This window comes from Pseudophaeobacter sp. 1A09344, assembly GCF_041008745.1.
In the GTDB taxonomy this organism is placed as follows: domain Bacteria; phylum Pseudomonadota; class Alphaproteobacteria; order Rhodobacterales; family Rhodobacteraceae; genus Phycobacter; species Phycobacter gallaeciensis_A.
Window position 1 is genome coordinate 55,236 of the sequence record NZ_JAXGFS010000015.1, and the last position, 24,113, is coordinate 79,348.

Genomic DNA, 24,113 nt, shown 5'->3' on the forward strand with positions numbered 1-24,113 from the left:
ATCACTCTATCACTATCTCATCACCAAGAACACCCATTTGATCAAATTTCTCAATGGCACTGTGAAGGCCGTTGAACATCTGACCGCGATCAACCACTTGTCGATTTCCATCCACCCGAAAATCATCTTTTAGACGAACAGAGTTGCCCGTAATTCTCAAGCCATTTTTGGTAACAATGGCAAAACCATCATCACTTCCCTCATCCAATAGCTCCATCGCCATCCCAGTCATAACAGATTTAACATTTACATCTTTCCAGTCAGAACCAGGACGAAGGACGAAACGCCCAGAAATTTTCGTCGCTGCTTCGAGCTCAGCCTCGCTCGGCACCTTCTTCCACAGTGACGAGATAACATCCATCAATCCATCTTGCTGAACCGCTCCACCGTTGACTGCATGCTCCAAAGTCTGACGAAAACCACTGATCCCGAGATCTATTTCGCCGATCCCCTCATCCATAACCTCCCTATACCGATCTTCATCCAATGCCGCCTCTAAAAGGAACTGCGGCTCATTTTGTGCACCCGAGAAGGACTTGATCATGGAGTTCAGCAGAAGACTTATTCTACTATCGCGCAGAGGAGAGTTGTGCGTGGAAAAGATAACGTCATTTCCGGAACAAATCAAGAACACCTGTGAGCGGATAAATTCTTTCGCTTCCGGCGCAGGCTCTTCGTCAACGCGTACCTGGCCAAGGGTTTCGACTACAGCAGCGCCAGCACCCTCTTCAAAAACGGCCAGGTGAATTTGCTGTCGGCCATGGATCTGACTATGTGAGGCCACCACACAGTCCAGCCCTCCAACATAAGGAAAGACTGGGTGAGCGCCCGCCGGATATCCATCCACACACAAGCCGACGGCCTGCTCCAACGACATGCTATCGCCATGTACGAGACCAGCGCGACGGTAATGACTGGTTTTAATCATTCAAAAAATTCCAATTTCTTCCTACTGAGGAAATACCCTTAAAGATGATTCCTTTTCCGTCAACACATGCCTGACGTTCTTTTCAATTGACGAGATCGACACCAATCAACGAAAAAGACCCCCGCTTTCGCGAGGGCCTTCGATCTTTTCAAAGGAACAGATCTCAGAGTCCGGTGGACACGTCGATGGTGTTGCCTTCTTCCAGGGTTACATAGGCTTTCTTGACGTCCTTGCGACGGCCGATCTGGCCGCGGAAACGCTTGACCTTACCCTTGGTGATGGTGGTGTTGACCGCTTTGACCTTCACACCAAAGAGGGTTTCAACCGCCTCTTTGATCTGGGGTTTGTTGCTGTCGATCGCCACTTCGAACACCACTGCGCCGTTTTCGGACGCCATGGTGGATTTCTCGGTGATGATCGGCTTGCGGATCACGTCGTAGTGTTCTGCCTTCGCGCTCATTTCAGTCGAGCCTCCAGTGCTTCGACACCCGCCTTGGTGATCACCAGGGTGTCACGCTTCAGGATGTCATAGACGTTTGCACCCATCGTCGGCAGGATATCCAGACCGTCGATGTTACGCGATGCTTTGAGGAACCCTTCGTTCACGGCTGCACCGTCGATGACCAGCGCGCGTTTCCAGCCCAGGTTTTTCACCTGTTTGGCCAGAGCAGCGGTCTTGCCCTCTGCGGTTGCGTCCTCGATCACGACCAGTTCACCGGCTTTCGCCTTGGCGGACAGCGCGTGGCGCAGGCCCAGCTTGCGGAACTTCTTGGTCAGCTCGTGGCCGTGGCTACGCGGGGTCGGGCCCTTGTAGATACCACCCTTGCGGAAGATCGGCGCGTTACGGTCACCGTGGCGTGCGCCGCCGGTGCCCTTCTGGCGATAGATCTTCTTGGTCGAGTAGGACGTTTCCGAGCGGGTCTTGACCTTGTGGGTACCGGCCTGCGCGTTGTTGCGCTGCCAGCGGACCACACGGTGCAGGATGTCCGCACGCGGCTCCAGACCGAACAGGTCTTCGGACAGTTCGATGTCGCCTGCCTTGCCGCCGTCGAGTTTGATCACATCAAGTTTCATGCTTCACCACCTTCCGCGGGAGCTTCCGCCGGTGCTTCGGTTGCTGCTGTCTTCAGAGCCGCCGGGAAGGGCAGACCTTCGGGCGCTTTCTTCTTGACGGCATCCTTGACGGTTACCCAACCGGATTTCGGACCAGGTACGGCACCTTTGATGAACACCAGGCCACGGTCGGCGTCGGTCTTGACGACTTCCAGGTTCTGGGTGGTCACGCGGGCAGCGCCCATGTGGCCGGCCATCTTCTTGCCTTTGAAAACCTTGCCGGGATCCTGACACTGACCGGTCGAACCGTGCGAACGGTGCGAGATCGACACACCGTGCGAGGCACGCAGACCGCCAAAGTTCCAGCGCTTCATGGCGCCTGCGAAACCTTTACCGATCGAGGTGCCGGTCACGTCCACTTTCTGACCTGTCAGGAAGTGTTCGGCCGAGATTTCGGCGCCAACTTCGATCAGGGCATCGGCGGGTACGCGGAATTCAACCAGCTTACGCTTGGGTTCAACCTTTGCAGCGGCAAAGTGGCCACGCATCGCCTTGGAGACGCGCTTCACTTTGGCCGAGCCTGCGCCCAGCTGAACGGCGGTGTAGCCGTCTTTGTCTTCGGTGCGTTGCGACACGACCTGCAGACCATCCAGGTGAAGAACGGTCACAGGGATCTGCTTGCCGTCTTCCATGAACAGCCGGGTCATGCCGACTTTCTTTGCGATAATACCAGAGCGCATATTCATTACCCTCCGATCTTACGACTGCAGCTTGATCTCGACGTCCACGCCAGCGGCGAGGTCGAGCTTCATCAGCGCGTCCACGGTCTGGGGAGTCGGATCAACGATGTCGAGCATGCGCTTGTGGGTGCGGATCTCGAACTGGTCACGGGATTTCTTGTCGACGTGGGGGCCACGCAGAACGGTGAATTTCTCGATCTTGTTCGGAAGCGGGATCGGGCCACGAACCTGCGCGCCGGTGCGCTTTGCAGTGTTCACGATTTCCTGGGTGCTGGCGTCCAGCACGCGGTAATCGAAAGCCTTCAGCCGAATGCGAATGTTTTGACTTTGCATTTCGTCAGCCTTTTATAGGCGTTGGAGTTGAGAGGAGGGCCCACGACCACCGCACACCCTCATCGAACCCAAAAGGCGGGAATCACCCCGCCTTGATATTCTCATTGAGAACTCGCGCGTCTTAAGCCTGCGGCGGCGGTATTGCAAGGGTAAATGAGGCCCGTGCGAATGCTCCCACGCTTTGGGCCCACCTCAGAAGCCGTTACCGCGATCGGGAAAGGTCACGCCCAAGAAATCTTGCCGTCCCGTGTTAAAAACTGACGCAGGGCGGCCAGTGGCCCTAGTGGCGCCCTCCAAGTCCGGTTATTCTTGCGCAAAGCCTCACAACGGACAACCCAATAGTGCCGCCTCACAGCCCCGAAACCGAGCAAGTTCTGCTGATTGCGCGCAGTATCGCTGGTGAAACCGGTCATGCGCTCCTGGCGCGCCTGGTTGAGGCCCTGAGCGAGCATCTGGATGCAGCCTTCGTCGCAGTCACCTATGGAGAAGGCGCGCCCCCCACCCACGCGCGGGCGCTCTACGCTCTGCAGGACCACAAGGTTGCCCGCGGAATACGCTACGAGCTGCAGGGCACCCCCTGCGCCCGGGTATATGCCGGGGAGGTGGTGATCATCCCCTGCGGGATTGCCGACCTTTATCCCCGCGAAGCGAGGTTTGAAGGCTACATAGGTATTCCACTTCGCGACACCACTGGCGAGGTCACCGGTCATCTGGCTGTATTTTCCAACCAGGAGATCAAGGAATCCGAGATCGCCACCGCGATATCGACAATTTTTGCCCTGCGCGCCGAGGCCGAATTGCGCCGTCTCTCCGTCGAAAAGGAACGAAAGAAGCTAATCGCGGATCTCGCGCGGATGAACCGGCGCCTGCAGCAGGGCTATTCCGAGGTGCGGCGCGAAAACGCGGAAAAGATCGCGCTCATGGGTTTGATTGCCCACGATCTGCGCAGCCCGCTGGCCGCAGTCTTGTCGCAGGCGGAACTCGGGCTCGCCAGAACCCGCAGCAACGCGCCGGATCAGGCCCGGATCGGGGCTGCATTTCAGAAGGTCATCGACAATGCGGACCGGATCGCGCAGTTGATCGACGCGACGCTGGACCGGGCCAGGGTCGAAGGCGAAGCGCTGCGCCTGGATCGCAAGCCGGTCGATCTGACCGGGTTGCTGCACATTGCTGCCGAAGCCAACCGGGAAGAGGCTGCACGCAAATCTATCTCCTTGTCCGTCGACCCACCGCAGCGGACCATCGCAGAGGTTGATGAAACACTGGTCATCTCTGCCATCGACAATCTAATTAGCAACGCCGTGAAATATACCTATCCCGGAGGCGAGGTGCGGATTTCGGTCGCGCAGGAAGGTGAAAGCGTCACCGTTGCCGTCTCCGATACCGGTCAGGGCCTAACGCCAGACGACCTGACGCGCGCCTTCGGCCGTTTTCAAAGGCTTTCCGCGCAGCCAACGGATGGTGAAAAGTCCACTGGCCTGGGACTCGCGAATGTACGCGAAATTGCCTGTGCGCATGGCGGCAGCGCTCATGCCGAAAGCGAAGGCCCGGGAAAGGGAAGTCGTTTCGTTCTGACGCTGCCCTGCCATCCGGACATTCAGCCCGCGCCCTGAACCCAAGGCGGTCTGCCGTCTCAACCAAGAATACACCGGTCCGAAAAACCGCACGGACGTCCCGCGTTTGTGCTGCGTCTGGGCCGCGCCGGACCAGACCGCCGGGCTGGGGCCTGATCCGATCAAATCCGTCTGAGGCCAAACGGTTTCATTGCCGAAGCGGCCCCTGCCCTGCTCAGCTTTGTGCACATAGCAAAAGGGCCTCCCAAAGGAGGCCCTTTCCATTAGCAATCAGGAGACCTGGTTGCTCGATGATCTTCGACACAGTCTTTTTGGTGCGTCTCGGGATCATCGCGTTCAAACAAAAAGGGCGCCACTGGGGCGCCCTTTCCGTTTGATCATTCGCGAGTGCGAATTACTCGATGATTTTGGAAACGACGCCAGCGCCGACGGTGCGGCCGCCTTCGCGGATGGCGAAACGCAGACCGTCTTCCATCGCGATCGGGGCGATCAGTTCAACTTCGAACTTCAGGTTGTCGCCCGGCATCACCATCTCGGTGCCTTCCGGCAGGGTCACGGTGCCGGTCACGTCGGTGGTCCGGAAGTAGAACTGCGGACGGTAGTTCGCAAAGAACGGGGTGTGACGGCCACCTTCTTCTTTGGTCAGAATATATGCTTCTGCCTCGAATTTGGTGTGCGGGGTCACGGAGCCCGGCTTACACAGAACCTGACCACGCTCAACGCCGTCACGGTCAACGCCGCGCAGCAGCGCGCCGATGTTGTCGCCGGCTTCGCCGCGGTCCAGCAGCTTGCGGAACATCTCAACACCGGTGCAGGTGGTTTTCTTGGTGTCGTGGATGCCGACGATTTCGATTTCGTCGCCAACGTTGATCACGCCACGCTCAACACGGCCGGTCACAACGGTACCACGACCGGAGATCGAGAACACGTCTTCGATCGGCATCAGGAACGGCAAGTCAACGGCACGCTCGGGGGTCGGGATGTACTCATCCACAGCCGCCATCAGTTCCTTGATTTTGTTTTCGCCGATTTCCGGGTCACGGCCTTCCATCGCCGCCAGAGCGGAACCTGCGATGATCGGGATATCGTCGCCCGGGAAGTCGTAGGAAGACAGCAGTTCGCGGATTTCCATTTCGACGAGCTCGAGCAGCTCTTCGTCGTCGACCTGGTCAACCTTGTTCATGAACACGACCAGCGCCGGAACGCCAACCTGACGCGCCAGCAGGATGTGCTCGCGGGTCTGCGGCATCGGGCCGTCAGCTGCGTTCACAACCAGGATCGCGCCGTCCATCTGCGCCGCACCGGTGATCATGTTTTTCACATAGTCAGCGTGGCCGGGGCAGTCGACGTGGGCGTAGTGGCGGTTCTCGGTCTCGTATTCCACGTGGGCGGTCGAGATGGTGATGCCGCGGGCTTTTTCTTCCGGTGCGCCGTCGATCTGGTCGTAGGCTTTGAAGTCACCGAAGTATTTGGTGATCGCTGCGGTCAGCGTGGTTTTGCCGTGGTCAACGTGGCCAACGGTGCCGATGTTGACGTGCGGTTTATTACGCTCAAACTTTTCCTTAGCCATGGTGGCCTCCTTTTGATTGGAAGAAGGTCCGCGCGGGCCGCGAACCTTCCAATGTCATGACGCTTACGCGTATTTCGCCTGGATCTCGTCCGAGATGTTCTGCGGAACCGGATCGTAGTGACCGAACTGCATGGTGAACTGGGCGCGGCCCGAGCTCATCGAACGCAGGGTGTTGATGTAGCCGAACATGTTCGCCAGCGGCACGTTTGCGTCGATCGCAATCGCGTTGCCGCGGGGCTCCTGGCCGGACACCTGACCACGACGGGAGGTCAGGTCGCCGATGATACCGCCGGTGTATTCTTCCGGGGTGATCACTTCGACCTTCATGATCGGTTCCAGCAGCTTGGCGCCAGCTTTGCGCATGCCTTCACGCATGCACATACGTGCTGCGATTTCGAAGGCCAGAACGCTGGAGTCAACGTCGTGGAACTTACCGTCGATCAGGGCAACCTTGAAGTCGATCACGGGGAAGCCAGCCAGCGGGCCGCTATCCATGACCGAGTTGATGCCTTTTTCAACACCGGGGATGTATTCCTTCGGAACAGCACCACCAACGATGCGGGATTCGAAGGAGTAGCCCTCGCCGGCTTCTGTCGGCGAGATGATCATCTTCACCTCGGCGAACTGACCCGAACCACCCGACTGTTTCTTGTGGGTGTAGGTGTGCTCGACCTCGTGACCGATGGTCTCACGGTAGGCAACCTGCGGGGCACCGATGTTGGCTTCAACCTTGAATTCGCGCTTCAGGCGATCAACCAGGATGTCCAGGTGAAGTTCGCCCATGCCCTTCATGATGGTCTGACCGGATTCCAGGTCAGTTTCCACGCGGAAGGACGGGTCTTCGGCGGCCAGACGGGCCAGACCCTGGGACATTTTTTCCTGGTCAGCCTTGGTTTTCGGCTCAACCGCGATCTCGATCACCGGATCGGGGAAGGTCATGGTTTCCAGAACCACCGGGTCGTTGACGGCGCAGAGCGTGTCACCAGTGGTGGTGTCTTTCAGGCCAGCCAACGCAATGATGTCGCCCGCGAACGCTTCCGTGATTTCCTCACGGTCGTTCGAGTGCATCATCATCATCCGGCCAACGCGCTCTTTCTTACCCTTGGTGGAGTTCAGAAGGGTATCACCCTTGTTCAGAACACCGGAGTAGATGCGGGTAAAGGTCAGCGAACCGACGAAGGGGTCGTTCATGATTTTGAACGCCAGGCCCGAGAACGCCATATCATCATCCGCGCGGCGCGGGATGTTACGGGTTTCGGTTTCGTCACCGGGTTTGAAGCCCATGTAATCAACAACGTCCAGCGGGCTGGGCAGGTAGTCGATCACGGCGTTGAGCAGCGGCTGAACGCCTTTGTTCTTGAACGCGGAACCGCCCAGAACCGGAACGAAGTCCAGCGCCAGAGTGCCCTTGCGCAGCAGAGCGCGCAGTGTTGCAACGTCGGGCTCTTCACCTTCCAGGTAGGCTTCCATGGCGTCGTCGTCTTGCTCGACGGCCGCTTCGACCATCTTGCCACGCCATTCGTCGGCCATGTCCTTCAGGCTGTCACGGATCTCGACCTGCACCCAGGAGGCGCCAAGGTCTTCACCCTGCCACAGCCATTCCTTCATGGTGACCAGATCGATCAGGCCTTCCAGCTCGTTCTCGGCGCCGATCGGAATACCAACCGGAACCGCGCGGGCGCCGGTACGGTCTTCGATCATGTTGACGCAGTTGAAGAAGTCAGCGCCGATCTTGTCCATCTTGTTGACGAAGACGATGCGCGGAACCTTGTAGCGGTCAGCCTGACGCCACACGGTTTCGGTCTGCGGTTCAACGCCAGCGTTGGCGTCCAGAACACAGACTGCACCGTCGAGAACCGCCAGCGAACGCTCAACTTCAATGGTGAAGTCAACGTGGCCGGGGGTGTCGATGATGTTCAGGCGGTGCTTCGGCGTGTCAGCAGTTTCGCCATCTTCGGTGCGTTCCCAGAAAGTGGTGGTCGCAGCCGAGGTGATGGTGATGCCGCGTTCCTGCTCCTGCTCCATCCAGTCCATGGTGGCTGCACCATCGTGCACCTCACCGATGTTGTGGGATTTGCCGGTGTAGTACAGGATACGCTCCGAGCAGGTGGTCTTACCTGCATCGATGTGCGCCATGATACCGAAGTTACGGTAATGGTTGAGTGTATAGTCGCGTGCCATAGGTCTAAGCCCCTTGGGTTACCAGCGGTAATGCGAGAAGGCCTTGTTGGCCTCTGCCATCTTGTGGGTGTCTTCGCGCTTTTTCACCGCGGTACCACGGGACTGGACAGCGTCCAGCAGCTCGCCTGCAAGGCGCTCTTCCATGGTGTTTTCGTTGCGGCTACGGGCGGCTTTGATCAACCAGCGGATTGCGAGTGCTTCGCGGCGCTCCGGGCGAACTTCGACCGGCACCTGGTAGGTTGCACCACCCACGCGGCGCGAACGAACTTCGACGGCGGGTTTCACATTGTCCAGAGCTTCGTGGAAGACTTCCACGGGAGCGCGTTTGATCTTGGCTTCAACGCGATCGAACGCGTTGTAGACGATTTTTTCTGCGACCGATTTCTTACCATCGATCATCAGGTTGTTCATGAATTTGGTCAGAACGCGGTCGCCATATTTGGCGTCGGGCAGAACTTCGCGTTTTTCAGCAGCGTGACGGCGTGACATCTGTGCTTATCCTTCTTCTTACTTAGGACGCTTCGCGCCGTACTTGGAGCGACGCTGCTTACGGTCTTTGACGCCCTGGGTATCCAGAACACCGCGAAGGATGTGGTAACGCACACCGGGAAGGTCTTTTACACGACCGCCGCGGATCAGAACCACAGAGTGTTCCTGAAGGTTGTGGCTTTCACCCGGGATGTAGGAGATGACCTCGAAACCGTTGGTCAGGCGGACCTTCGCAACTTTCCGCATAGCGGAGTTCGGTTTCTTCGGCGTGGTGGTGTAAACGCGCGTGCAAACGCCACGCTTCTGGGGGCACTGCTCCAGATGCATGGATTTGGAGCGTTTAACTTTCGGCTGCCGCGGCTTGCGGATCAGCTGTTGGATCGTTGGCATTCCGGTCTATTCCCCGTTTCGCAACTTTCATGTCATGCACGCGCAAGGGCGTGCGGCTCATATTTCCGGCACTTACGCGTCCGCAAGCGCAAAAACCGCAATCGTTCCCATTCCGAGGTGAACGACGCGGTGGGTCTACAGAGGATCCGGACGATAAAACTGTCCGAACCTTGATCCACTACAATAGTGATATCGGCTTTAGGGGCGGCCCCCGGATGCCGGATAGGCGCGCGTATATGGGGAGTCGCGGGGCTTGTCAACTGTCAGGCAGCCGGAGGCGCCCAAGGTCGGCGAATGGCTGCACGGGAACGGTCGGCTCGCAATAGTGTCCCGACAGCGCCGCGTGTCTTGTCGCGTCGGCGGGGGCGATGCATAGTTTTGCAGGCCGCAGCGTCGATTTGGCCACACGCATAATCAGGACATACCATTCATGCAAGTCATCGGTCTTTGCCGCTTTTCCTATCCCGCGATTGGCGGCTTTCAGGTCGAACACGACAGCCTGGAAGAGCGTATCGCCTATCTCTACGCCGAAGAACGCCTCGAAGAACGGTTCCAGCTGATGGAGACCGTCGCCCTGCCCTGCCTGCGCGAACAGACAGATCAGGATTTCGAGGTGATTATCGTCATTGGCGACAGCCTGCCAAAGCGCCACCGCGACCGGTTGCAGGACATCACCGCCGACATACCGCAGGTCCGTATACTCAGCGAACCGCCCCGCAAACAGCGGCAGGTGATGAAGGAAATCCTCAACAACGCGCGCCGGGACCCAGGCGCACCCTGCCTGCAATTCCGGCACGACGATGACGATGCCGTTTCGGTGGATTTCGTCGAACGTCTCCGGCAGACGGTAGAGGACTGTTCTGGCCTGATCGAAAAGAGCAAAACGGTCGCCGTTGATTTCAACCGTGGTTACGTGGCCGAGGTTGGGGCGTTCGGGATCGCCGCGACCGAGATACACCGGCCCTACTATGTGGCTTCGCTTGGCATGTATGTGCGCGGGGGCTGTAACCTGACGATCATGAACTTCGCGCATGAGAAAATCCTTCGCTTCATGCCGACGGTCACCATCAGCGATCAGCCGATGTTCGTTCGCACCCACAATGGCTATAACGACTCGCGCCAGAAACGGGTCAAACCGGTGCCCGTCACCCCGCTGACGCCGGATCAGGTGGGTGAGTTTGAAGCGCGATTTGCCATCCGGCAGGATGATCTCAAACGGGTCTTCGCGGCTGACTAGCCCCCACGCTTTTGTTTTTATCAGGGATCGCATGTTATGCAGGTTATCGGATTGTGCCGCTTCTCTTATGTAGGGCACGGCGGCTACAAGCAGGAGCACGCCAGCCTAGAGGAACGCCGTGCCTATCTTTATGCGCCCGAACGGCTTGAGGAGCGGTTCCGCCTGTTCGAAACTGTCTGCCTGCCCTCGGTCATCGGTCAGACCGACGCGGATTTCCAGCTGCTGGTCGTGGTCGGTGAGTGCTTTCCCCTCCCCTATCTCGACCGGCTGCTGACCCTCACCGAACCTTTGCCGAATGTGGTCATTTCCGTGCAGCCGCCGGGCCGTCACCGGCGGGTGATGATCCAGATGCTAAACGACGCGCGCGAAAACCCGGATGCGCCCTGCCTGCAGTTTCGTCTAGACGATGACGATGCGATGGCGGTGTCATTCGTGGAACGGCTGAAACAGGCGGCGCAGGACCTAGAACCGGTCTGGCCGCGCTATCCGATGACCACCATCGATTTCAACCGCGGCTATGTCTATCGCGCCAGTGCCGATGGGCTGGCGATCAAACCGGACCGCTACCCCTACACTGCGCTTTCTATGGGAGTCGTAGTGGCGGGCGGGTCCAACCAGACGATCATGCATCACGGCCATCATACCCTTTGGCGGGTCACACCAACGCTGACCATTCCGGATGGCGACATGTATCTGCGTGGTTACAACAGCTTCAACGATTCCCGCTCCAAGGGGCGCGGCAAGGAGATCAGCGTCACCCCTGTCACACCAGAGGAAGCGCACCATCTGAAACAGACCTTCAACGTCGATAGCGCCGCAGTCGCGCGGGCGTTCTCATCCCCCGGTCTGCTGCCGCTCCCGGTAGAAGGTGAATAGGCCGGCCGCCACAACGACGGCCGCGCCGGTCAGAGTAAGCACACCCGGCCAATCACCAAACACTGCCCAGCCGAGGAACAGCGCCCACAACAACCCGCTGTAGCGGAAGGGCGAGACCACGGCGACGTCTCCGACCCGCATGGTCATGACCGAAAACAGGTAGCCGGCAAAGATGAAGCAGGCCGCCCCCATAAGCAGACCCAGATGCCAGCCCTGCATCGGTTGCCAGTCCTGCTGGGTGCTGTAGATCAGGCCAAAAGTCAGCACTGTCAAAGAGGCCATTAGGGTCACAGTCATCGACGGCACCGCCGCCGACATCCGCCGGGTGAACAGATCCCGGGCCGTGACGCAGCCAACCGCACCCAGTGCATACAAAGAGGCGCCATCGAACCCCTCTGGCCCCGGCTGCACGATCAGCAGCATACCGCAGAACCCCGCAAGGATCGCGGCCATGCGCCGCCAGCCGATGCTTTCGCCAAAGAACAGCGCCGCCCCCAGCGTCACGGTCAGCGGCAGCATTTGCAATACGGCAGTCACATTGGCGAGCGGCATTAGCATCAGCGCGCTGAGGAAGAGGTAAGTCGCCCCCGCTTCGGACAGGCAGCGGCCCAGAACCAGCATCCAGTCGCCCCGTGGCAGGTTCATCCGCAAGCTGCCCAGATAGCGCGCCAGCAGGAAAATCAGCAGTGACGCAACCCCGCCGCGGACCACAAGAATCTGCGACAGCGGCAGATCCGCCCCCACAGATTTCACCAGCGTATCATTGAAGGTAAAGGCCGCCATGCTGCCCATCATCAACAGGGCACCGGTCTGATTGGGTTTCATGCGCTAAACCGCCTTCAGCTGCGACAGCGTGAGATCGAAATGGCGTTGCAGCGCGCTGTCGATCTCTTCTTCGGCCATCTGATGAGTGATCCCTTTTTGGGTGGGATCGGATTTATTGTCACCATGGATAGTGCGCAGGAAGGATGGCACCGAAATATCAGAATAAAGGCTGTAGTGCCGCGCCAGTTTGCGGTGGTTGAACTTGTAGGGGTTCGCGGCGCTGCCAACCGGGGTCACCAGCGCGGTGCCTGCCGACAGGGGCGCCTGTTCGACCGCGTCGAAGACCTCCGGCCCATCCAGCGTCGCCCGCATGTAAAAGCCCCGGTTATAGGCAATGACAAAAGCACCGCCTTCGGGTTGCAGCGGCAGGATCCCAGCCGCCAGACGTTTTGTGCGTGCCACAAAATCAATATCAACCGCGTCATCATCATCCAGACGGAACAGGATGCGGTGACTGCCCTCCCCTGCCGGAATGGAATCGTACCCCCGGCGTAACAGCCGGTAATGATTGCGGGTTCCGACCGGACGACAATGCAGATTGCGATGCGGCGCGAGCAGCGCCTTCAGCCTTTGCATATAGCGATCAGGCATCGACGCCGCAGTCAGCACCACGACGTCAAATTCGGGATCGCTTTGCCGAAGCAGCGAAGGCAGGCACAGCTCTTCGAAAACGCGAAAGCGGAGCTCCATCCGGTCCTCGGAAAACAGATGTGCCGCCGTTTCCTCCAGTGTACTGAAGCGTTCGGAATAATAGGTAGGCGTAAGAACCGAGAACCGGACCAGTCCAACCATCTTCAACTGCTCTGACATTTCCCCTCCCCCGGCTGCGCGCACAGAAAACACCGGGGCGCAGCACTTGGGAAGAGGCATTCGCCGGTTGGGGGACGTCAGACAAAAGAAAACCCCCGCGCCATCGGCGCGGGGGCATTCATTTTCAAAAAGTCAGTCGACGGATCAGTCGCGGCTTTCCGGTGTTTCCACCAGATTGTCAAAGTCGCCACCGGACACGTCGTCCTCCATCACCGGAGCGGCCAGAGCAGCTGCGGCCTCGGCTTCTTCGCGGCGCGCTTCCAGAACCACATTGTCGCGGGACTGAGCGATATGGCGCATCTGCTGGGTTGCACCACCGGTACCGGCCGGGATCAGGCGACCAACGATGACGTTTTCCTTCAGGCCAACCAGCTTGTCCTTCTTGCCCTGAACCGAAGCCTCGGTCAGCACGCGGGTGGTCTCCTGGAAGGAGGCCGCCGAGATGAACGAACGGGTCTGCAGCGACGCCTTGGTGATACCAAGCAGGATCGGTGCGCCCTGTGCCGGACGTTTGCCGCGCGACAGTGCCTTCTCGTTGGCAGCGTCGAACTCCTGCTTGTCCACGTGTTCGCCTTTCAGCAGCGTGGTTTCGCCGGAGTCGGAGATCTCCCACTTCTGCAGCATCTGGCGAACGATCACCTCGATGTGCTTGTCGTTGATCTTCACGCCCTGCAGACGATAAACGTCCTGAACTTCGTCGATCATGTAGTTGGCCAGAGCCTCGACACCCATAATTGCAAGGATGTCGTGCGGCGCCGGGTTGCCGTCCATGATGTAGTCGCCCTTCTGCACGAAGTCACCTTCCTGCACCGGGATGTGCTTGCCCTTGGGCACCATGTATTCGACGGTTTCCAGGCTCTCATCCGCGGGTTCGATCGAGATGCGGCGCTTGTTCTTGTAGTCGCGGCCAAAGCGCACGTAACCATCGATTTCGGCGATGATTGCGTGGTCTTTCGGACGACGGGCTTCGAACAGTTCGGCCACACGCGGCAGACCACCGGTAATGTCCTTGGTCTTGGCGCCTTCACGCGGGATACGCGCAACAACGTCACCGGCCTCGATCTGCTGACCGTCTTCACAGGACAGGATCGCATCAACGGACATCGGGTAGGTAACCGGGTTGCCCAGATCGTTGCGGACCGGCTCGCCGTCAGCATCCACAAGGATGATTTCCGGCTTCAGGTCGTTGCCTTTTGGTGCCGCACGCCAGTCGACCACGATCTTCTGGGTCATACCGGTGGCTTCGTCGGTCTCGTCGCGGACGGCAAGGCCCGAAACCAGATCGACGTATTTGGCAGTACCCGGCTTTTCCGCGATGATCGGCAGGGTGTAGGGGTCCCATTCGAACAGCTTGTCGCCACGGGCAACGGATTGACCGTCGGTGACGAACAGCTTGGAGCCATAGCCCAGCTTGTGGCTGGCGCGCTCTTCGCCGTGCTCGTCCTGAATGATCAGCTTCATGTTACGGCCAACCACCAGCGTTTCGCCGTTGGCGTTCTGCAGGATCTGAGCGTTCTCGAAGACGATCTTGCCTTCTTGACTCGCCTCGAGGAAGGACTGCTGACCACCCTGGGCAACACCGCCGATGTGGAAGGTCCGCATCGTCAGCTGTGTACCAGGTTCACCGATCGACTGCGCGGCGATGATGCCGACAGCCTCACCCGAGTTGACCATGGTACCGCGCGCAAGGTCACGGCCATAGCACATGGCACAGACGCCCTCTTCGCTTTCGCAGGTCAGAGGCGAACGGATCCGCGTGGAGGCAACACCGGCTTCCTGCACGGCATCCGCCATGCGTTCGTCAATGAGCTGCCCCTGTGCGACGATTACCTCTTCGGTGCCCGGACGTTTGATGTCCTCGGCCGCAACACGGCCCAGCAGACGTTCACCGATGCTGGCAACCACTTCACCGTCGTTGACCGCAGCCTCTGCTGTGATCGCACGCTCGGTACCGCAGTCGCGCTCGCGCACGATGCAGTCCTGCGCCACGTCCACCAGACGACGGGTCAGGTAACCGGAGTTCGCGGTCTTCAGAGCGGTATCCGACAGACCCTTACGGGCACCGTGGGTGGAGTTGAAGTACTCCAGAACCGTCAGGCCTTCTTTAAAGTTCGAGATGATCGGTGTCTCGATGATGTCGCCGTTCGGCTTGGCCATCAGGCCGCGCATACCGCCCAGCTGCTTCATCTGCGTAACCGAGCCACGCGCACCGGAGTGGGCCATCATGTAAACCGAGTTCGGCTCCATCACGGCACCGTTCTCGTCCCGCTTGTCGGCGGAGATGGTGCTCATCATCGCTTCGGTGACCTTGTCGTTACACTTCGACCAAGCATCGACAACTTTGTTGTACTTTTCGCCCTGAGTGATCAGGCCGTCCATGTACTGCTGTTCGAAGTCCTTCACCTGCTCGCGTGTCTCGTCGACGATGGTCCACTTGCCGTCCGGGATCACCATGTCGTCCTTGCCGAACGAAATGCCTGCCTTGAACGCTTCGCGGAAACCCATGGTCATAATCTGGTCACAGAAGATCACGGACTCTTTCTGACCGCAGTAACGGTAGACGGTGTCGATGACCTGCTGCACCTCTTTCTTCCGCAGAAGACGGTTGACCAGTTCAAACGGCGCCTTGGCGTTCTTCGGCAGCAGCGCGCCCAGACGAACACGGCCCGGGGTGGTCTCAAAACGCTTGAGAACCTCGTTGCCTTCTTCGTCGATCTGGGTGATCCGCGCGGTGATCTTGGTGTGCAGGTGCACTTCGCCGGCGTCCAGAGCGTGCTGAACTTCGTCGATGGTCCCAAAGACCTTGCCTTCGCCCACCATGCCTTCGCGTTCCAGGGTCACATAGTAGAGACCCAGGATCATATCCTGCGAGGGAACGATGATCGGCGCGCCGTTTGCGGGCGACAGAACGTTGTTGGTGGACATCATCAGGACGCGCGCTTCCAGCTGGGCCTCAAGGCTCAGCGGCACGTGCACGGCCATCTGGTCACCGTCGAAGTCCGCGTTGAACGCCGAGCAGACCAGCGGGTGCAGCTGGATAGCCTTACCTTCGATCAGCGTGGGTTCGAAGGCCTGAATACCAAGACGGTGCAGCGTCGGTGCGCGGTTCAGCATCACCGGGTGCTCGCGGATCACCTCGTCGAGGATATCCCAGACTTCGGGGCGTTCTTTTTCCACCAGCTTCTTCGCCTGCTTCACGGTGGAGGACAGACCTTTGGCCTCCAGACGCGAGTAGATGAAGGGCTTGAAGAGTTCGAGCGCCATCTTCTTGGGTAGGCCACACTGATGCAGCTTCAGCTCGGGACCTGTCACAATGACCGAACGGCCGGAGAAGTCGACGCGCTTACCCAGAAGGTTCTGACGGAAGCGACCCTGCTTACCTTTCAGCATGTCGCTGAGCGACTTCAGCGGGCGCTTGTTGGCGCCTGTGATAACGCGGCCACGGCGGCCGTTGTCAAACAGCGCGTCAACGGATTCCTGCAGCATCCGCTTTTCGTTGCGGACGATGATGTCAGGCGCGCGCAGTTCGATCAGACGCTTCAGACGGTTATTCCGGTTGATCACACGACGATAAAGGTCGTTAAGGTCGGAGGTCGCGAAACGACCGCCATCCAGCGGAACCAGCGGACGCAGTTCCGGCGGGATGACCGGGATCACGGTCATGATCATCCACTCGGGACGGTTACCCGACTCGAGGAAGGACTCGACCACTTTCAGACGCTTGATGATCTTCTTGGGCTTCAGTTCGCCGGTGGCTTCGGCCAGTTCGGCGCGCAGCTGCTCGGCTTCGGCTTCCAGATCGATCGCGGCCAGCATTTCACGGATCGCTTCGGCACCGATATTGGCGGTGAAGGCGTCCATGCCGTACTGGTCCTGGGCATCCATGTACTCTTCTTCGGTCATCATCTGGCCGTAGGTGAGGTCGGTCAGACCCGGCTCGATGACAACGTAATTTTCAAAGTACAGCACGCGTTCCAGATCGCGCAGGGTCATGTCCAGCATCAGGCCGATGCGCGACGGCAGCGACTTCAGGAACCAGATATGCGCAACCGGCGAGGCCAGTTCGATGTGGCCCATGCGCTCGCGGCGGACCTTTTGCAGGGTGACTTCCACACCGCATTTTTCGCAGACAACGCCGCGATATTTCATCCGCTTATATTTGCCGCAAAGGCATTCGTAGTCTTTGATCGGGCCAAAGATACGGGCGCAGAACAGACCGTCACGCTCGGGCTTGAAGGTCCGGTAGTTGATGGTCTCGGGCTTTTTGATTTCGCCATAGGACCACGAAAGGATCCGCTCCGGCGATGCCAGCGATACCTTGATCTCGTCGAAAACCTTCGGCGGGGTCAGCGGGTTGAACGGGTTATTGGTGATTTCCTGGTTCATTTTGATACCTCAAATCTTGCGGAAGGGGGGACGGGAGAAGGGCAAGCGCCCTTACTCCTCAACCTCCGCATCCAGGAGTTCCATATTCAGGCCGAGACCGCGGACTTCTTTGACCAGAACGTTGAACGATTCCGGTACGCCCGCCTCGAAGTTGTCTTCGCCCTTGACGATGCTTTCATAGACCTTGGTCCGGCCTGCGACGTCATCCGACTTCACGGTGAGCATCTCCTGCAGGGTGTAGGCGGCGCCGTAAGCTTCCAGAGCCCAGACCTCCATCTCCCCGAAACGCTGACCACCGAACTGCGCCTTACCACCCAGCGGCTGCTGTGTGACGAGCGAGTACGGACCGGTCGAACGCGCGTGGATCTTGTCGTCGACCAGGTGGTGCAGTTTCAGCAGATACTTGATGCCGACGGTGACCGGGCGGGCAAACTGCTCACCGGTGCGGCCGTCAAACAGGATCGACTGACCGGATTTGTCAAAGCCCGCGCGGACCAGCGCGTCATTGACGTCATCCTCTTTGGCACCGTCGAAGACCGGCGTCGCGATCGGCACACCACGGGCAACATTGTTGGCCGCGTCGATCAGGTCGGCTTCGGACATATCCGCAATGCCTTCGTCATAGACGTCCTGACCATATGCGTGATGCATCGCATCGCGCACCGGAGTCAGATCGCCCGAACGACGGTATTCCTGCAGCGCCTCGTCCACCTTGATGCCGAGACCGCGCGCGGCCCAACCCATGTGGGTTTCAAGGATCTGACCGACGTTCATACGCGACGGAACACCCAGCGGGTTCAGACAGAAATCGACCGGGGTACCATCCGCGAGGAACGGCATGTCCTCCATCGGAACCACTTTCGAGATCACACCTTTGTTGCCGTGACGGCCGGCCATCTTGTCGCCCGGCTGCAGCTTACGCTTCACAGCGATGAAGACCTTGACCATCTTCATCACACCCGGCGGCAGGTCGTCGCCGCGGCGGACTTTCTCGACCTTGTCTTCGAAACGGGCATCCAGAGCGCGTTTTTGCACTTCGTACTGCTCGTTCAGGGCCTCGACGATCTGGGCGTCTTTCTCGTCCTCAAGGGCGAGCATCCACCACTGACCGCGGCTGAGGGAGGCCAACAGATCCTCGGTGATTTCCGAGCCTGCCTTGATGCCTTTCGGGCCTTTGACAGCGGTTTTGCCGACCAGCATGTCCTTTAGACGGGCATAGATGTTGCGATCCAAGATCGCCATCTCGTCGTCGCGGTCACGGGCCAGACGTTCGACTTCCTCACGCTCGATCTGCAGCGCACGTTCGTCTTTTTCGACACCGTGACGGTTGAAGACGCGGACTTCGACCACGGTACCGTAGTCGCCCGGCTTCACACGCAGCGAGGTATCGCGGACGTCCGAGGCTTTCTCACCGAAGATGGCGCGCAGAAGCTTTTCTTCCGGCGTCATCGGGCTTTCGCCCTTCGGCGTGATCTTACCGACCAGAATGTCGCCCGGCTCAACATCCGCACCAATGTAAACGATGCCAGCCTCGTCGAGGTTGCGCAGCGCTTCTTCACCGACGTTCGGGATGTCGCGGGTGATCTCTTCCGGACCCAGCTTGGTGTCACGGGCGGCGACTTCGAATTCCTCGATGTGGATCGAGGTGAAGACGTCGTCACGCGCAATACGCTCGGAGATCAGGATGGAGTCTTCGTAGTTGTAGCCGTTCCAAGGCATGAAGGCGACGACGACGTTCTTACCGAGGGCCAGTTCGCCCATATCGGTGGACGGACCGTCGGCAATCACTTCACCCTTGCGCACTTCCTGACCCACCTTCACCAGCGGACGCTGGTTGATGCAGGTGTTCTGGTTGGAACGCTGGAACTTGCGCATGCGGTAGATGTCAACGCCCGCATCGCCCAGCTCCAGATCGGAGGTGGCACGGATTACGATACGCTGGGCATCGATCTGGTCGATGATACCGCCACGTTTCGCCATGATCGCAGCGCCCGAGTCGCGGGCCACGATTTCCTCGATACCGGTACCGACCAGCGGCGCCTCGGCGCGCAGCAGCGGAACCGCCTGACGTTGCATGTTCGAGCCCATCAGAGCGCGGTTGGCGTCGTCGTTTTCAAGGAACGGGATTAGCGAGGCCGCAACCGAGACCAGCTGCTTGGGCGAAACGTCGATCAGGTCAACGTTTTCGCGCGGCGCCAGCGTGTAGTCGCCGGACTGACGGGTCGAAACCAGATCGTTCTGGAATTTGCCTTCATCATCCAGGGTCGCGTTGGCCTGCGCCACGGTGTGACGCATTTCCTCGGTCGCGGACATGTAGTGCACTTCGTCGGTGACCTTGGCGTCCTTGACGACACGGTAAGGTGTTTCGATGAAGCCATACTTGTTCACGCGGGCAAAGGTCGCCAGCGAGTTGATCAGACCGATGTTCGGGCCTTCCGGCGTTTCGATCGGGCACATCCGGCCATAATGGGTCGGGTGAACGTCGCGAACCTCAAAGCCAGCACGTTCGCGGGTCAGACCGCCCGGGCCAAGCGCCGAGAGGCGGCGTTTGTGGGTGACTTCCGACAGCGGGTTGGTCTGGTCCATGAACTGCGACAGCTGCGAGGAGCCGAAGAATTCGCGGACAGCCGCAGCCGCCGGTTTCGCGTTGATCAGGTCCTGCGGCATTACCGTGTCGATCTCGACCGAGGACATACGTTCCTTGATCGCGCGCTCCATGCGCAGCAGGCCGACGCGGTACTGGTTTTCCATCAGTTCGCCAACGGAACGGACACGACGGTTGCCAAGGTGGTCGATGTCGTCGATGTCGCCCTTGCCGTCGCGCAGCTCCACCAGAGCCTTGATGCAGGAGACGATGTCTTCCTTGCGCAGGGTCCGCTGGGTGTCTTCGGCGTCCAGTGCCAGGCGCATGTTCATCTTCACACGGCCAACCGCGGAGAGATCGTAACGCTCGGAGTCGAAGAACAGGGTGTCGAACAGAGCCGAAGCGGCTTCGACGGTGGGCGGCTCGCCCGGACGCATCACGCGATAGATATCCATGAGCGCGGTGTCGCGGCCCATGTTCTTGTCCATCGCCATGGTGTTGCGCATGTAGGGGCCGACGTTGACGTTATCGATGTCCAGAACCGGAATCTCGGTGACGCCCGCGTCCAGCAGTTCCTTGACGGTACCGCCGATGATCTCGCCGTCCTTGTCGTATTCCAGCGTCAGCTCGTCACCGGCTTCCACATAGATGGCGCCGTTTTCTTCGTTGATCAGATCCTTGGCAACGAATTTGCCGACGATCTGATCGAAGGGCACCAGAAGTTCGGTGATCGAACCCTCGTCGATCATCTTCTTCACGGCGCGCGGTGTGACTTTCTTGCCCGCTTCGCAGATGATTTCGCCGGTCGCAGCGTCGACAAGGTCATAGGTCGGACGGGTGCCACGGACGCGCTCGGGGAAGAACGGCGTGACCCAGCCGCGGCTTTTGTCCAGCTTGAAGGTGACGGTGTCGTAATAGGCATCCATGATGCCTTCCTGGTCCAGCCCCAGAGCGTACAGCAGGGTTGTCACAGGCAGCTTGCGGCGACGGTCGATCCGGGCAAAGACGATGTCTTTGGCGTCGAATTCGAAATCGAGCCAGGAGCCGCGATACGGGATGATGCGGCAGGCGAACAGCAGTTTACCCGACGAGTGCGTCTTGCCCTTGTCGTGGTCAAAGAACACGCCCGGCGAACGGTGCATCTGGCTGACGATCACACGTTCGGTGCCGTTGACGACAAAGGTACCGTTCGGGGTCATCAGAGGCATATCACCCATAAAGACGTCTTGCTCTTTGATGTCCTTGACCGAACGGGCGCCGGTGTCTTCGTCGACATCGAACACGATCAGACGCAGGGTGACCTTCAGCGGCGCCGAGTAGGTCATGTCGCGTTGCATGCACTCTTCGACGTCGTATTTCGGTTTTTCCAGCGCGTATTTCACGAACTCGAGAACGGAGTTTTCATTGAAATCCTTGATCGGGAAGACAGATTGAAAAACACCGTTGATACCTTCGCCGTCCAGCGGTGCTTCGGCGTCACCCGAGCGAAGGAAAAGATCGTAGGAAGATTTTTGAACCTCAATGAGGTTCGGCATATCCAGCACTTCGCGGATCTTGCCATAATATTTGCGAAGACGTTTCTGGCCAAGGAACGTTTGAGCCATGTCAGATGTCACCTTTCGAATTTCTCACCGGACAAGGATGCCGCCGGGCTTCGGCATCTTGCCCATACGAGATAGAGCGTTCGGATCAATTCATGGCCGCCGTCCCGAATGGCTGCCTCCCGATCCTGTGAACCGCGCCTAAGAAAGAGACCCAATCAAAAGGTCCCTTTCTGAGACAGGTTCGGCTGGACCCGGGTTTCCCCGGATCCAGCCAAATTCTAAGGGAGCGCAGAGCAAGATTTCGCAGGGAAACCGCTGCCCTTATGTCCCGCCAAAGGTGGCTTAGGCCACTTCGACTTCGGCGCCAGCTGCTTCCAGCTTGCCTTTGATGTCTTCGGCTTCGGCTTTGTCGATGCCTTCTTTGATCTTGCCGCCGGCTTCAACCAGTTCCTTGGCTTCTTTCAGGCCCAGGCCGGTGATCGCGCGAACTTCTTTGATCACGTTGATTTTCGAAGCGCCGGCGTTCTTCAGAACGACGTCGAATTCGGTTTTCTCTTCTTCAGCTGCGCCACCGGCGTCGCCACCAGCTGCAACCATCACAGCGCCGCCAGCTGCGGGCTCGATGCCATACTCGTCTTTGAGGATGGTTTTCAGTTCTTGTGCTTCAAGCAGGGTCAGACCAACGATCTCTTCTGCCAGTTTCTTCAGATCAGCCATTTTATCAGCTCTTTCCGTTTGTAAGTATGTGTTTCCAGCGTATGAACATTTGCTCCACGCCAGTCATTCAGTGCCAACCGCTTACGCAGCTTCCGCCTTCTCTTCGATGGTCGAAAGGATGCTTGCGATGTTGCTTGCAGGTGCGCCAACTGCGCCAGCGATGTTGGAAGCGGGTGCGCCAAGCATGCCTGCGATGGTAGCAATAAGCTCCTCGCGGGACGGCATTTTCGACACGGCTTCGACACCGGCACGGTCCAGAGCGTTCTCACCCATTGCGCCGCCGAGGATCTCAAACTTCTTGTTATCCTTGGCGAAGTCCTCGGCCACCTTGGCTGCTGCCACGGGGTCCTCGGAATAGGTCAGTACGGTCATCCCTGTCAGCAGGTCAGACATGCTTTCACACGGCTTACCCTCGAGGGCGATTTTGGCGAGCCTGTTTTTGGCAACACGCACGGCACCGCCCGCGTCACGAGCACGTGCGCGAAGGTCCTGCATCTCGGCAACTGTCAGACCGGTGTAGTGGGCTACGACCACCACGCCAGAGCTTTCGAAGATCTGGCCGAGTTCCTCGACCAATTTCTCTTTCTGGGCTCTATCCACAGTTCTCTCCAGGTTTTGGGGGGCTTGCGCTCCCCGGCTCTTTGATGTGCCGAACCAGATGGCCCGGCGTTCAAGTCCGCAATACGGGGTTAGCCAAAGTCGCCCGAGGGTATAGAAACCCTCGATCTATTGGTCTTTCCCGTCTCAGGAGGGAAATTAAGGCCCGATCGAGAGGCCACCCACCATCTTGGACGAAATGAAATAAAGCGCACGACGAATCGCACGCTTTACCTCACGGCTGTAGTTAAAGCGTTGAGACGTGATTTCCAAGCGGAAATTTGACCTGCAGAGCAGTTCGCACTCAGGCCGCCGACCGCCCTGGCAGGGTCAGCACGGAGAGATCCAGCATTCGCGCCAGCGGCGCGGCCGTGTCCACCTCTACTTCCAGACATACACCATGAGTCCGCATGCGCGCCAGCACTTCGGGACGAACACGGTGCAACCGGTTGTAAAGCTCAAGCAGCGCAGCCTCCCGTACCGGCTCCGCATGCCCAGCAGCCTCAATCTCCCGGATACAGTCTCCGACGTGCTTGGTGAACCCGCTGGACGCCAGACGCCAGGCCATCTTGCGACGCCAACCTTCAAACTCCAGGGACAGATAGTGCAGCAGGTAAAGCCCGCTAGCGGCCCCCAATACGACTTCAGACAAACGCTGACCCTCGGCGTCATGCGCCCAATGCTGGCGCAGATAGATACCCTGCAGCCCAGCCCGGATAAAGGATTTCCCCTGCGGGTGACCGACAAGCCCCATCCGGCGCGGCCCAAACAGCGGCACATCCTCGCCATAGACATCACGCCGGACCGCCCGGGGCATCGGGGTGCGGAACACGGTTTTCTCAGACCGCTCAAGCGCCGGAACCACTTCGGCGGTTTCAATCCGTAGCGCCTGTGCCTCTGCCCCCTGCCCGGCCAGCGCTGCGCGGATATCACCAGCCCCGCCGTTCGCGAATAGAAACTCATCCGCATCGACGGACAGCACCCAACCAGAGGCAAGTTGGTGATAAGCCCAGGTCAGCGCCCGGATCTGTCGCTTAGGAAACCGGGCGCGCGCGGCAATGCCGATGCTGCGCCAGAACCCGGTTGTGCAGGGAATGCAGGTGATGGCTGGATGTGGGGAAAGTACAGGGATGGCCGGATCATCGGGATTGTCGAACAGCAGGATCAGACTGCGCGCGCCAAGGTCAAGATACCAGCTGGCAAAACGCAAAGTTTCCTCCAGCGGCTCATTGACCACTGCGATCAGATGCCAGGCATTGCTCCCCTCTGCCATCCGCTG

Annotated in this window: 19 protein-coding genes; 3 read left to right on the forward strand and 16 right to left on the reverse strand. The window is 59.0% G+C overall.

What is annotated here, in order from left to right:
• Position 1: 1 nt before the first annotated feature.
• From SM765_RS20360 to rpsJ, 5 genes are all read right to left on the reverse strand, one after another.
• Entirely contained in the window at positions 2-928 is a 927-nt protein-coding gene (locus SM765_RS20360; RefSeq protein ID WP_274838662.1) for a hypothetical protein, read from the reverse strand.
• Positions 929-1,091: 163 nt separating this feature from the next.
• Positions 1,092-1,388, reverse strand: a complete 297-nt coding sequence (locus SM765_RS20365; RefSeq protein WP_065271474.1) for a 50S ribosomal protein L23 — start codon at positions 1,386-1,388, stop codon at positions 1,092-1,094.
• A complete protein-coding gene (gene rplD / locus SM765_RS20370) occupies positions 1,385-2,002 on the reverse strand; it encodes a 50S ribosomal protein L4 (RefSeq protein ID WP_065271475.1) in 618 nt (205 codons plus the stop codon). The genes SM765_RS20365 and rplD overlap by 4 nt, the downstream gene beginning before the upstream one ends.
• The gene (gene rplC, locus SM765_RS20375; RefSeq protein ID WP_065271476.1) at positions 1,999-2,721 is read right to left on the reverse strand and encodes a 50S ribosomal protein L3; all 723 of its coding nucleotides are present in this window, start codon (positions 2,719-2,721) and stop codon (positions 1,999-2,001) included. The genes rplD and rplC overlap by 4 nt, the downstream gene beginning before the upstream one ends.
• 18 nt (positions 2,722-2,739) lie before the next feature.
• Positions 2,740-3,054 carry a 30S ribosomal protein S10 gene (rpsJ, locus tag SM765_RS20380; RefSeq protein WP_058289455.1) on the reverse strand — a complete coding sequence of 105 codons (315 nt, stop codon included), beginning with the start codon at positions 3,052-3,054 and terminating at the stop codon, positions 2,740-2,742.
• Positions 3,055-3,395: 341 nt separating this feature from the next.
• On the opposite strand from rpsJ, the gene SM765_RS20385 reads away from it, so the two are divergent.
• Positions 3,396-4,667, forward strand: a complete 1,272-nt coding sequence (locus SM765_RS20385; RefSeq protein WP_274838661.1) for a sensor histidine kinase — start codon at positions 3,396-3,398, stop codon at positions 4,665-4,667.
• A gap of 355 nt (positions 4,668-5,022) precedes the next feature.
• On the opposite strand, the gene tuf is transcribed toward SM765_RS20385, so the two are convergent.
• The 4 genes from tuf to rpsL all read right to left on the reverse strand — a co-directional run bounded on the left by tuf (position 5,023) and on the right by rpsL (position 9,258).
• Positions 5,023-6,198, reverse strand: coding sequence for an elongation factor Tu (tuf, locus tag SM765_RS20390; RefSeq protein WP_065271478.1), 1,176 nt, complete (start codon positions 6,196-6,198; stop codon positions 5,023-5,025).
• A 63-nt stretch (positions 6,199-6,261) separates the two neighbouring features.
• Positions 6,262-8,379 carry an elongation factor G gene (gene fusA, locus SM765_RS20395; protein ID WP_274830259.1) on the reverse strand — a complete coding sequence of 706 codons (2,118 nt, stop codon included), beginning with the start codon at positions 8,377-8,379 and terminating at the stop codon, positions 6,262-6,264.
• An 18-nt stretch (positions 8,380-8,397) separates the two neighbouring features.
• Positions 8,398-8,868, reverse strand: a complete 471-nt coding sequence (rpsG, locus tag SM765_RS20400) for a 30S ribosomal protein S7 (protein WP_065271480.1) — start codon at positions 8,866-8,868, stop codon at positions 8,398-8,400.
• 18 nt (positions 8,869-8,886) lie between these two features.
• Positions 8,887-9,258 carry a 30S ribosomal protein S12 gene (gene rpsL / locus SM765_RS20405; protein ID WP_005621086.1) on the reverse strand — a complete coding sequence of 124 codons (372 nt, stop codon included), beginning with the start codon at positions 9,256-9,258 and terminating at the stop codon, positions 8,887-8,889.
• A gap of 430 nt (positions 9,259-9,688) precedes the next feature.
• Between rpsL and SM765_RS20410 the strand changes: the two genes are divergently transcribed.
• Entirely contained in the window at positions 9,689-10,495 is an 807-nt protein-coding gene (locus SM765_RS20410) for a putative rhamnosyl transferase (RefSeq protein WP_274836210.1), read from the forward strand.
• A 36-nt stretch (positions 10,496-10,531) separates the two neighbouring features.
• Positions 10,532-11,371, forward strand: coding sequence for a putative rhamnosyl transferase (locus SM765_RS20415; protein ID WP_274830261.1), 840 nt, complete (start codon positions 10,532-10,534; stop codon positions 11,369-11,371).
• Here the strand turns inward: SM765_RS20415 and SM765_RS20420 are convergent.
• From SM765_RS20420 to SM765_RS20450, 7 genes are all read right to left on the reverse strand, one after another.
• Positions 11,330-12,196: a DMT family transporter gene (locus SM765_RS20420; RefSeq protein ID WP_274836209.1), complete on the reverse strand. Its 867-nt coding sequence runs from the start codon at positions 12,194-12,196 to the stop codon at positions 11,330-11,332. The two genes, SM765_RS20415 and SM765_RS20420, sit on opposite strands and share 42 nt — an antisense overlap.
• A gap of 3 nt (positions 12,197-12,199) precedes the next feature.
• On the reverse strand, positions 12,200-13,006 hold the full coding sequence (locus SM765_RS20425) for a glycosyltransferase (protein ID WP_274836208.1): 807 nt from the start codon (positions 13,004-13,006) through the stop codon (positions 12,200-12,202).
• 144 nt (positions 13,007-13,150) lie between these two features.
• Positions 13,151-17,392 carry a DNA-directed RNA polymerase subunit beta' gene (rpoC, locus tag SM765_RS20430; protein WP_065271485.1) on the reverse strand — a complete coding sequence of 1,414 codons (4,242 nt, stop codon included), beginning with the start codon at positions 17,390-17,392 and terminating at the stop codon, positions 13,151-13,153.
• Between the two features lie 51 nt (positions 17,393-17,443).
• Entirely contained in the window at positions 17,444-21,580 is a 4,137-nt protein-coding gene (gene rpoB / locus SM765_RS20435) for a DNA-directed RNA polymerase subunit beta (protein ID WP_274830265.1), read from the reverse strand.
• Positions 21,581-21,862: 282 nt separating this feature from the next.
• Positions 21,863-22,237, reverse strand: coding sequence for a 50S ribosomal protein L7/L12 (gene rplL, locus SM765_RS20440; RefSeq protein WP_065271487.1), 375 nt, complete (start codon positions 22,235-22,237; stop codon positions 21,863-21,865).
• An 81-nt stretch (positions 22,238-22,318) separates the two neighbouring features.
• A complete protein-coding gene (gene rplJ, locus SM765_RS20445) occupies positions 22,319-22,837 on the reverse strand; it encodes a 50S ribosomal protein L10 (protein WP_065271488.1) in 519 nt (172 codons plus the stop codon).
• Positions 22,838-23,138: 301 nt separating this feature from the next.
• Positions 23,139-24,107 (reverse strand): glycosyltransferase family 2 protein, encoded by a 969-nt coding sequence (locus tag SM765_RS20450; protein ID WP_274838659.1) that lies wholly within the window; start codon positions 24,105-24,107, stop codon positions 23,139-23,141.
• Positions 24,108-24,113 lie beyond the last annotated feature (6 nt).

What these genes read in the sequence shown, in the direction of transcription:
- rpsL (WP_005621086.1), bottom strand. Translation starts at nt 9,258, where the DNA reads ATGCCAACGATCCAACAGCTGATCCGCAAGCCGCGGCAGCCGAAAGTT.
- SM765_RS20420 (WP_274836209.1), bottom strand. Translation starts at nt 12,196, where the DNA reads ATGAAACCCAATCAGACCGGTGCCCTGTTGATGATGGGCAGCATGGCG.
- rplL (WP_065271487.1), bottom strand. Translation starts at nt 22,237, where the DNA reads ATGGCTGATCTGAAGAAACTGGCAGAAGAGATCGTTGGTCTGACCCTG.
- rpsG (WP_065271480.1), bottom strand. Translation starts at nt 8,868, where the DNA reads ATGTCACGCCGTCACGCTGCTGAAAAACGCGAAGTTCTGCCCGACGCC.
- rplD (WP_065271475.1), bottom strand. Translation starts at nt 2,002, where the DNA reads ATGAAACTTGATGTGATCAAACTCGACGGCGGCAAGGCAGGCGACATC.
- fusA (WP_274830259.1), bottom strand. Translation starts at nt 8,379, where the DNA reads ATGGCACGCGACTATACACTCAACCATTACCGTAACTTCGGTATCATG.
- SM765_RS20410 (WP_274836210.1), top strand. Translation starts at nt 9,689, where the DNA reads ATGCAAGTCATCGGTCTTTGCCGCTTTTCCTATCCCGCGATTGGCGGC.
- SM765_RS20415 (WP_274830261.1), top strand. Translation starts at nt 10,532, where the DNA reads ATGCAGGTTATCGGATTGTGCCGCTTCTCTTATGTAGGGCACGGCGGC.
- SM765_RS20450 (WP_274838659.1), bottom strand. Translation starts at nt 24,107, where the DNA reads ATGGCAGAGGGGAGCAATGCCTGGCATCTGATCGCAGTGGTCAATGAG.
- SM765_RS20425 (WP_274836208.1), bottom strand. Translation starts at nt 13,006, where the DNA reads ATGTCAGAGCAGTTGAAGATGGTTGGACTGGTCCGGTTCTCGGTTCTT.
- rplC (WP_065271476.1), bottom strand. Translation starts at nt 2,721, where the DNA reads ATGCGCTCTGGTATTATCGCAAAGAAAGTCGGCATGACCCGGCTGTTC.
- SM765_RS20360 (WP_274838662.1), bottom strand. Translation starts at nt 928, where the DNA reads ATGATTAAAACCAGTCATTACCGTCGCGCTGGTCTCGTACATGGCGAT.
- rpoB (WP_274830265.1), bottom strand. Translation starts at nt 21,580, where the DNA reads ATGGCTCAAACGTTCCTTGGCCAGAAACGTCTTCGCAAATATTATGGC.
- tuf (WP_065271478.1), bottom strand. Translation starts at nt 6,198, where the DNA reads ATGGCTAAGGAAAAGTTTGAGCGTAATAAACCGCACGTCAACATCGGC.
- rpoC (WP_065271485.1), bottom strand. Translation starts at nt 17,392, where the DNA reads ATGAACCAGGAAATCACCAATAACCCGTTCAACCCGCTGACCCCGCCG.
- SM765_RS20365 (WP_065271474.1), bottom strand. Translation starts at nt 1,388, where the DNA reads ATGAGCGCGAAGGCAGAACACTACGACGTGATCCGCAAGCCGATCATC.
- rpsJ (WP_058289455.1), bottom strand. Translation starts at nt 3,054, where the DNA reads ATGCAAAGTCAAAACATTCGCATTCGGCTGAAGGCTTTCGATTACCGC.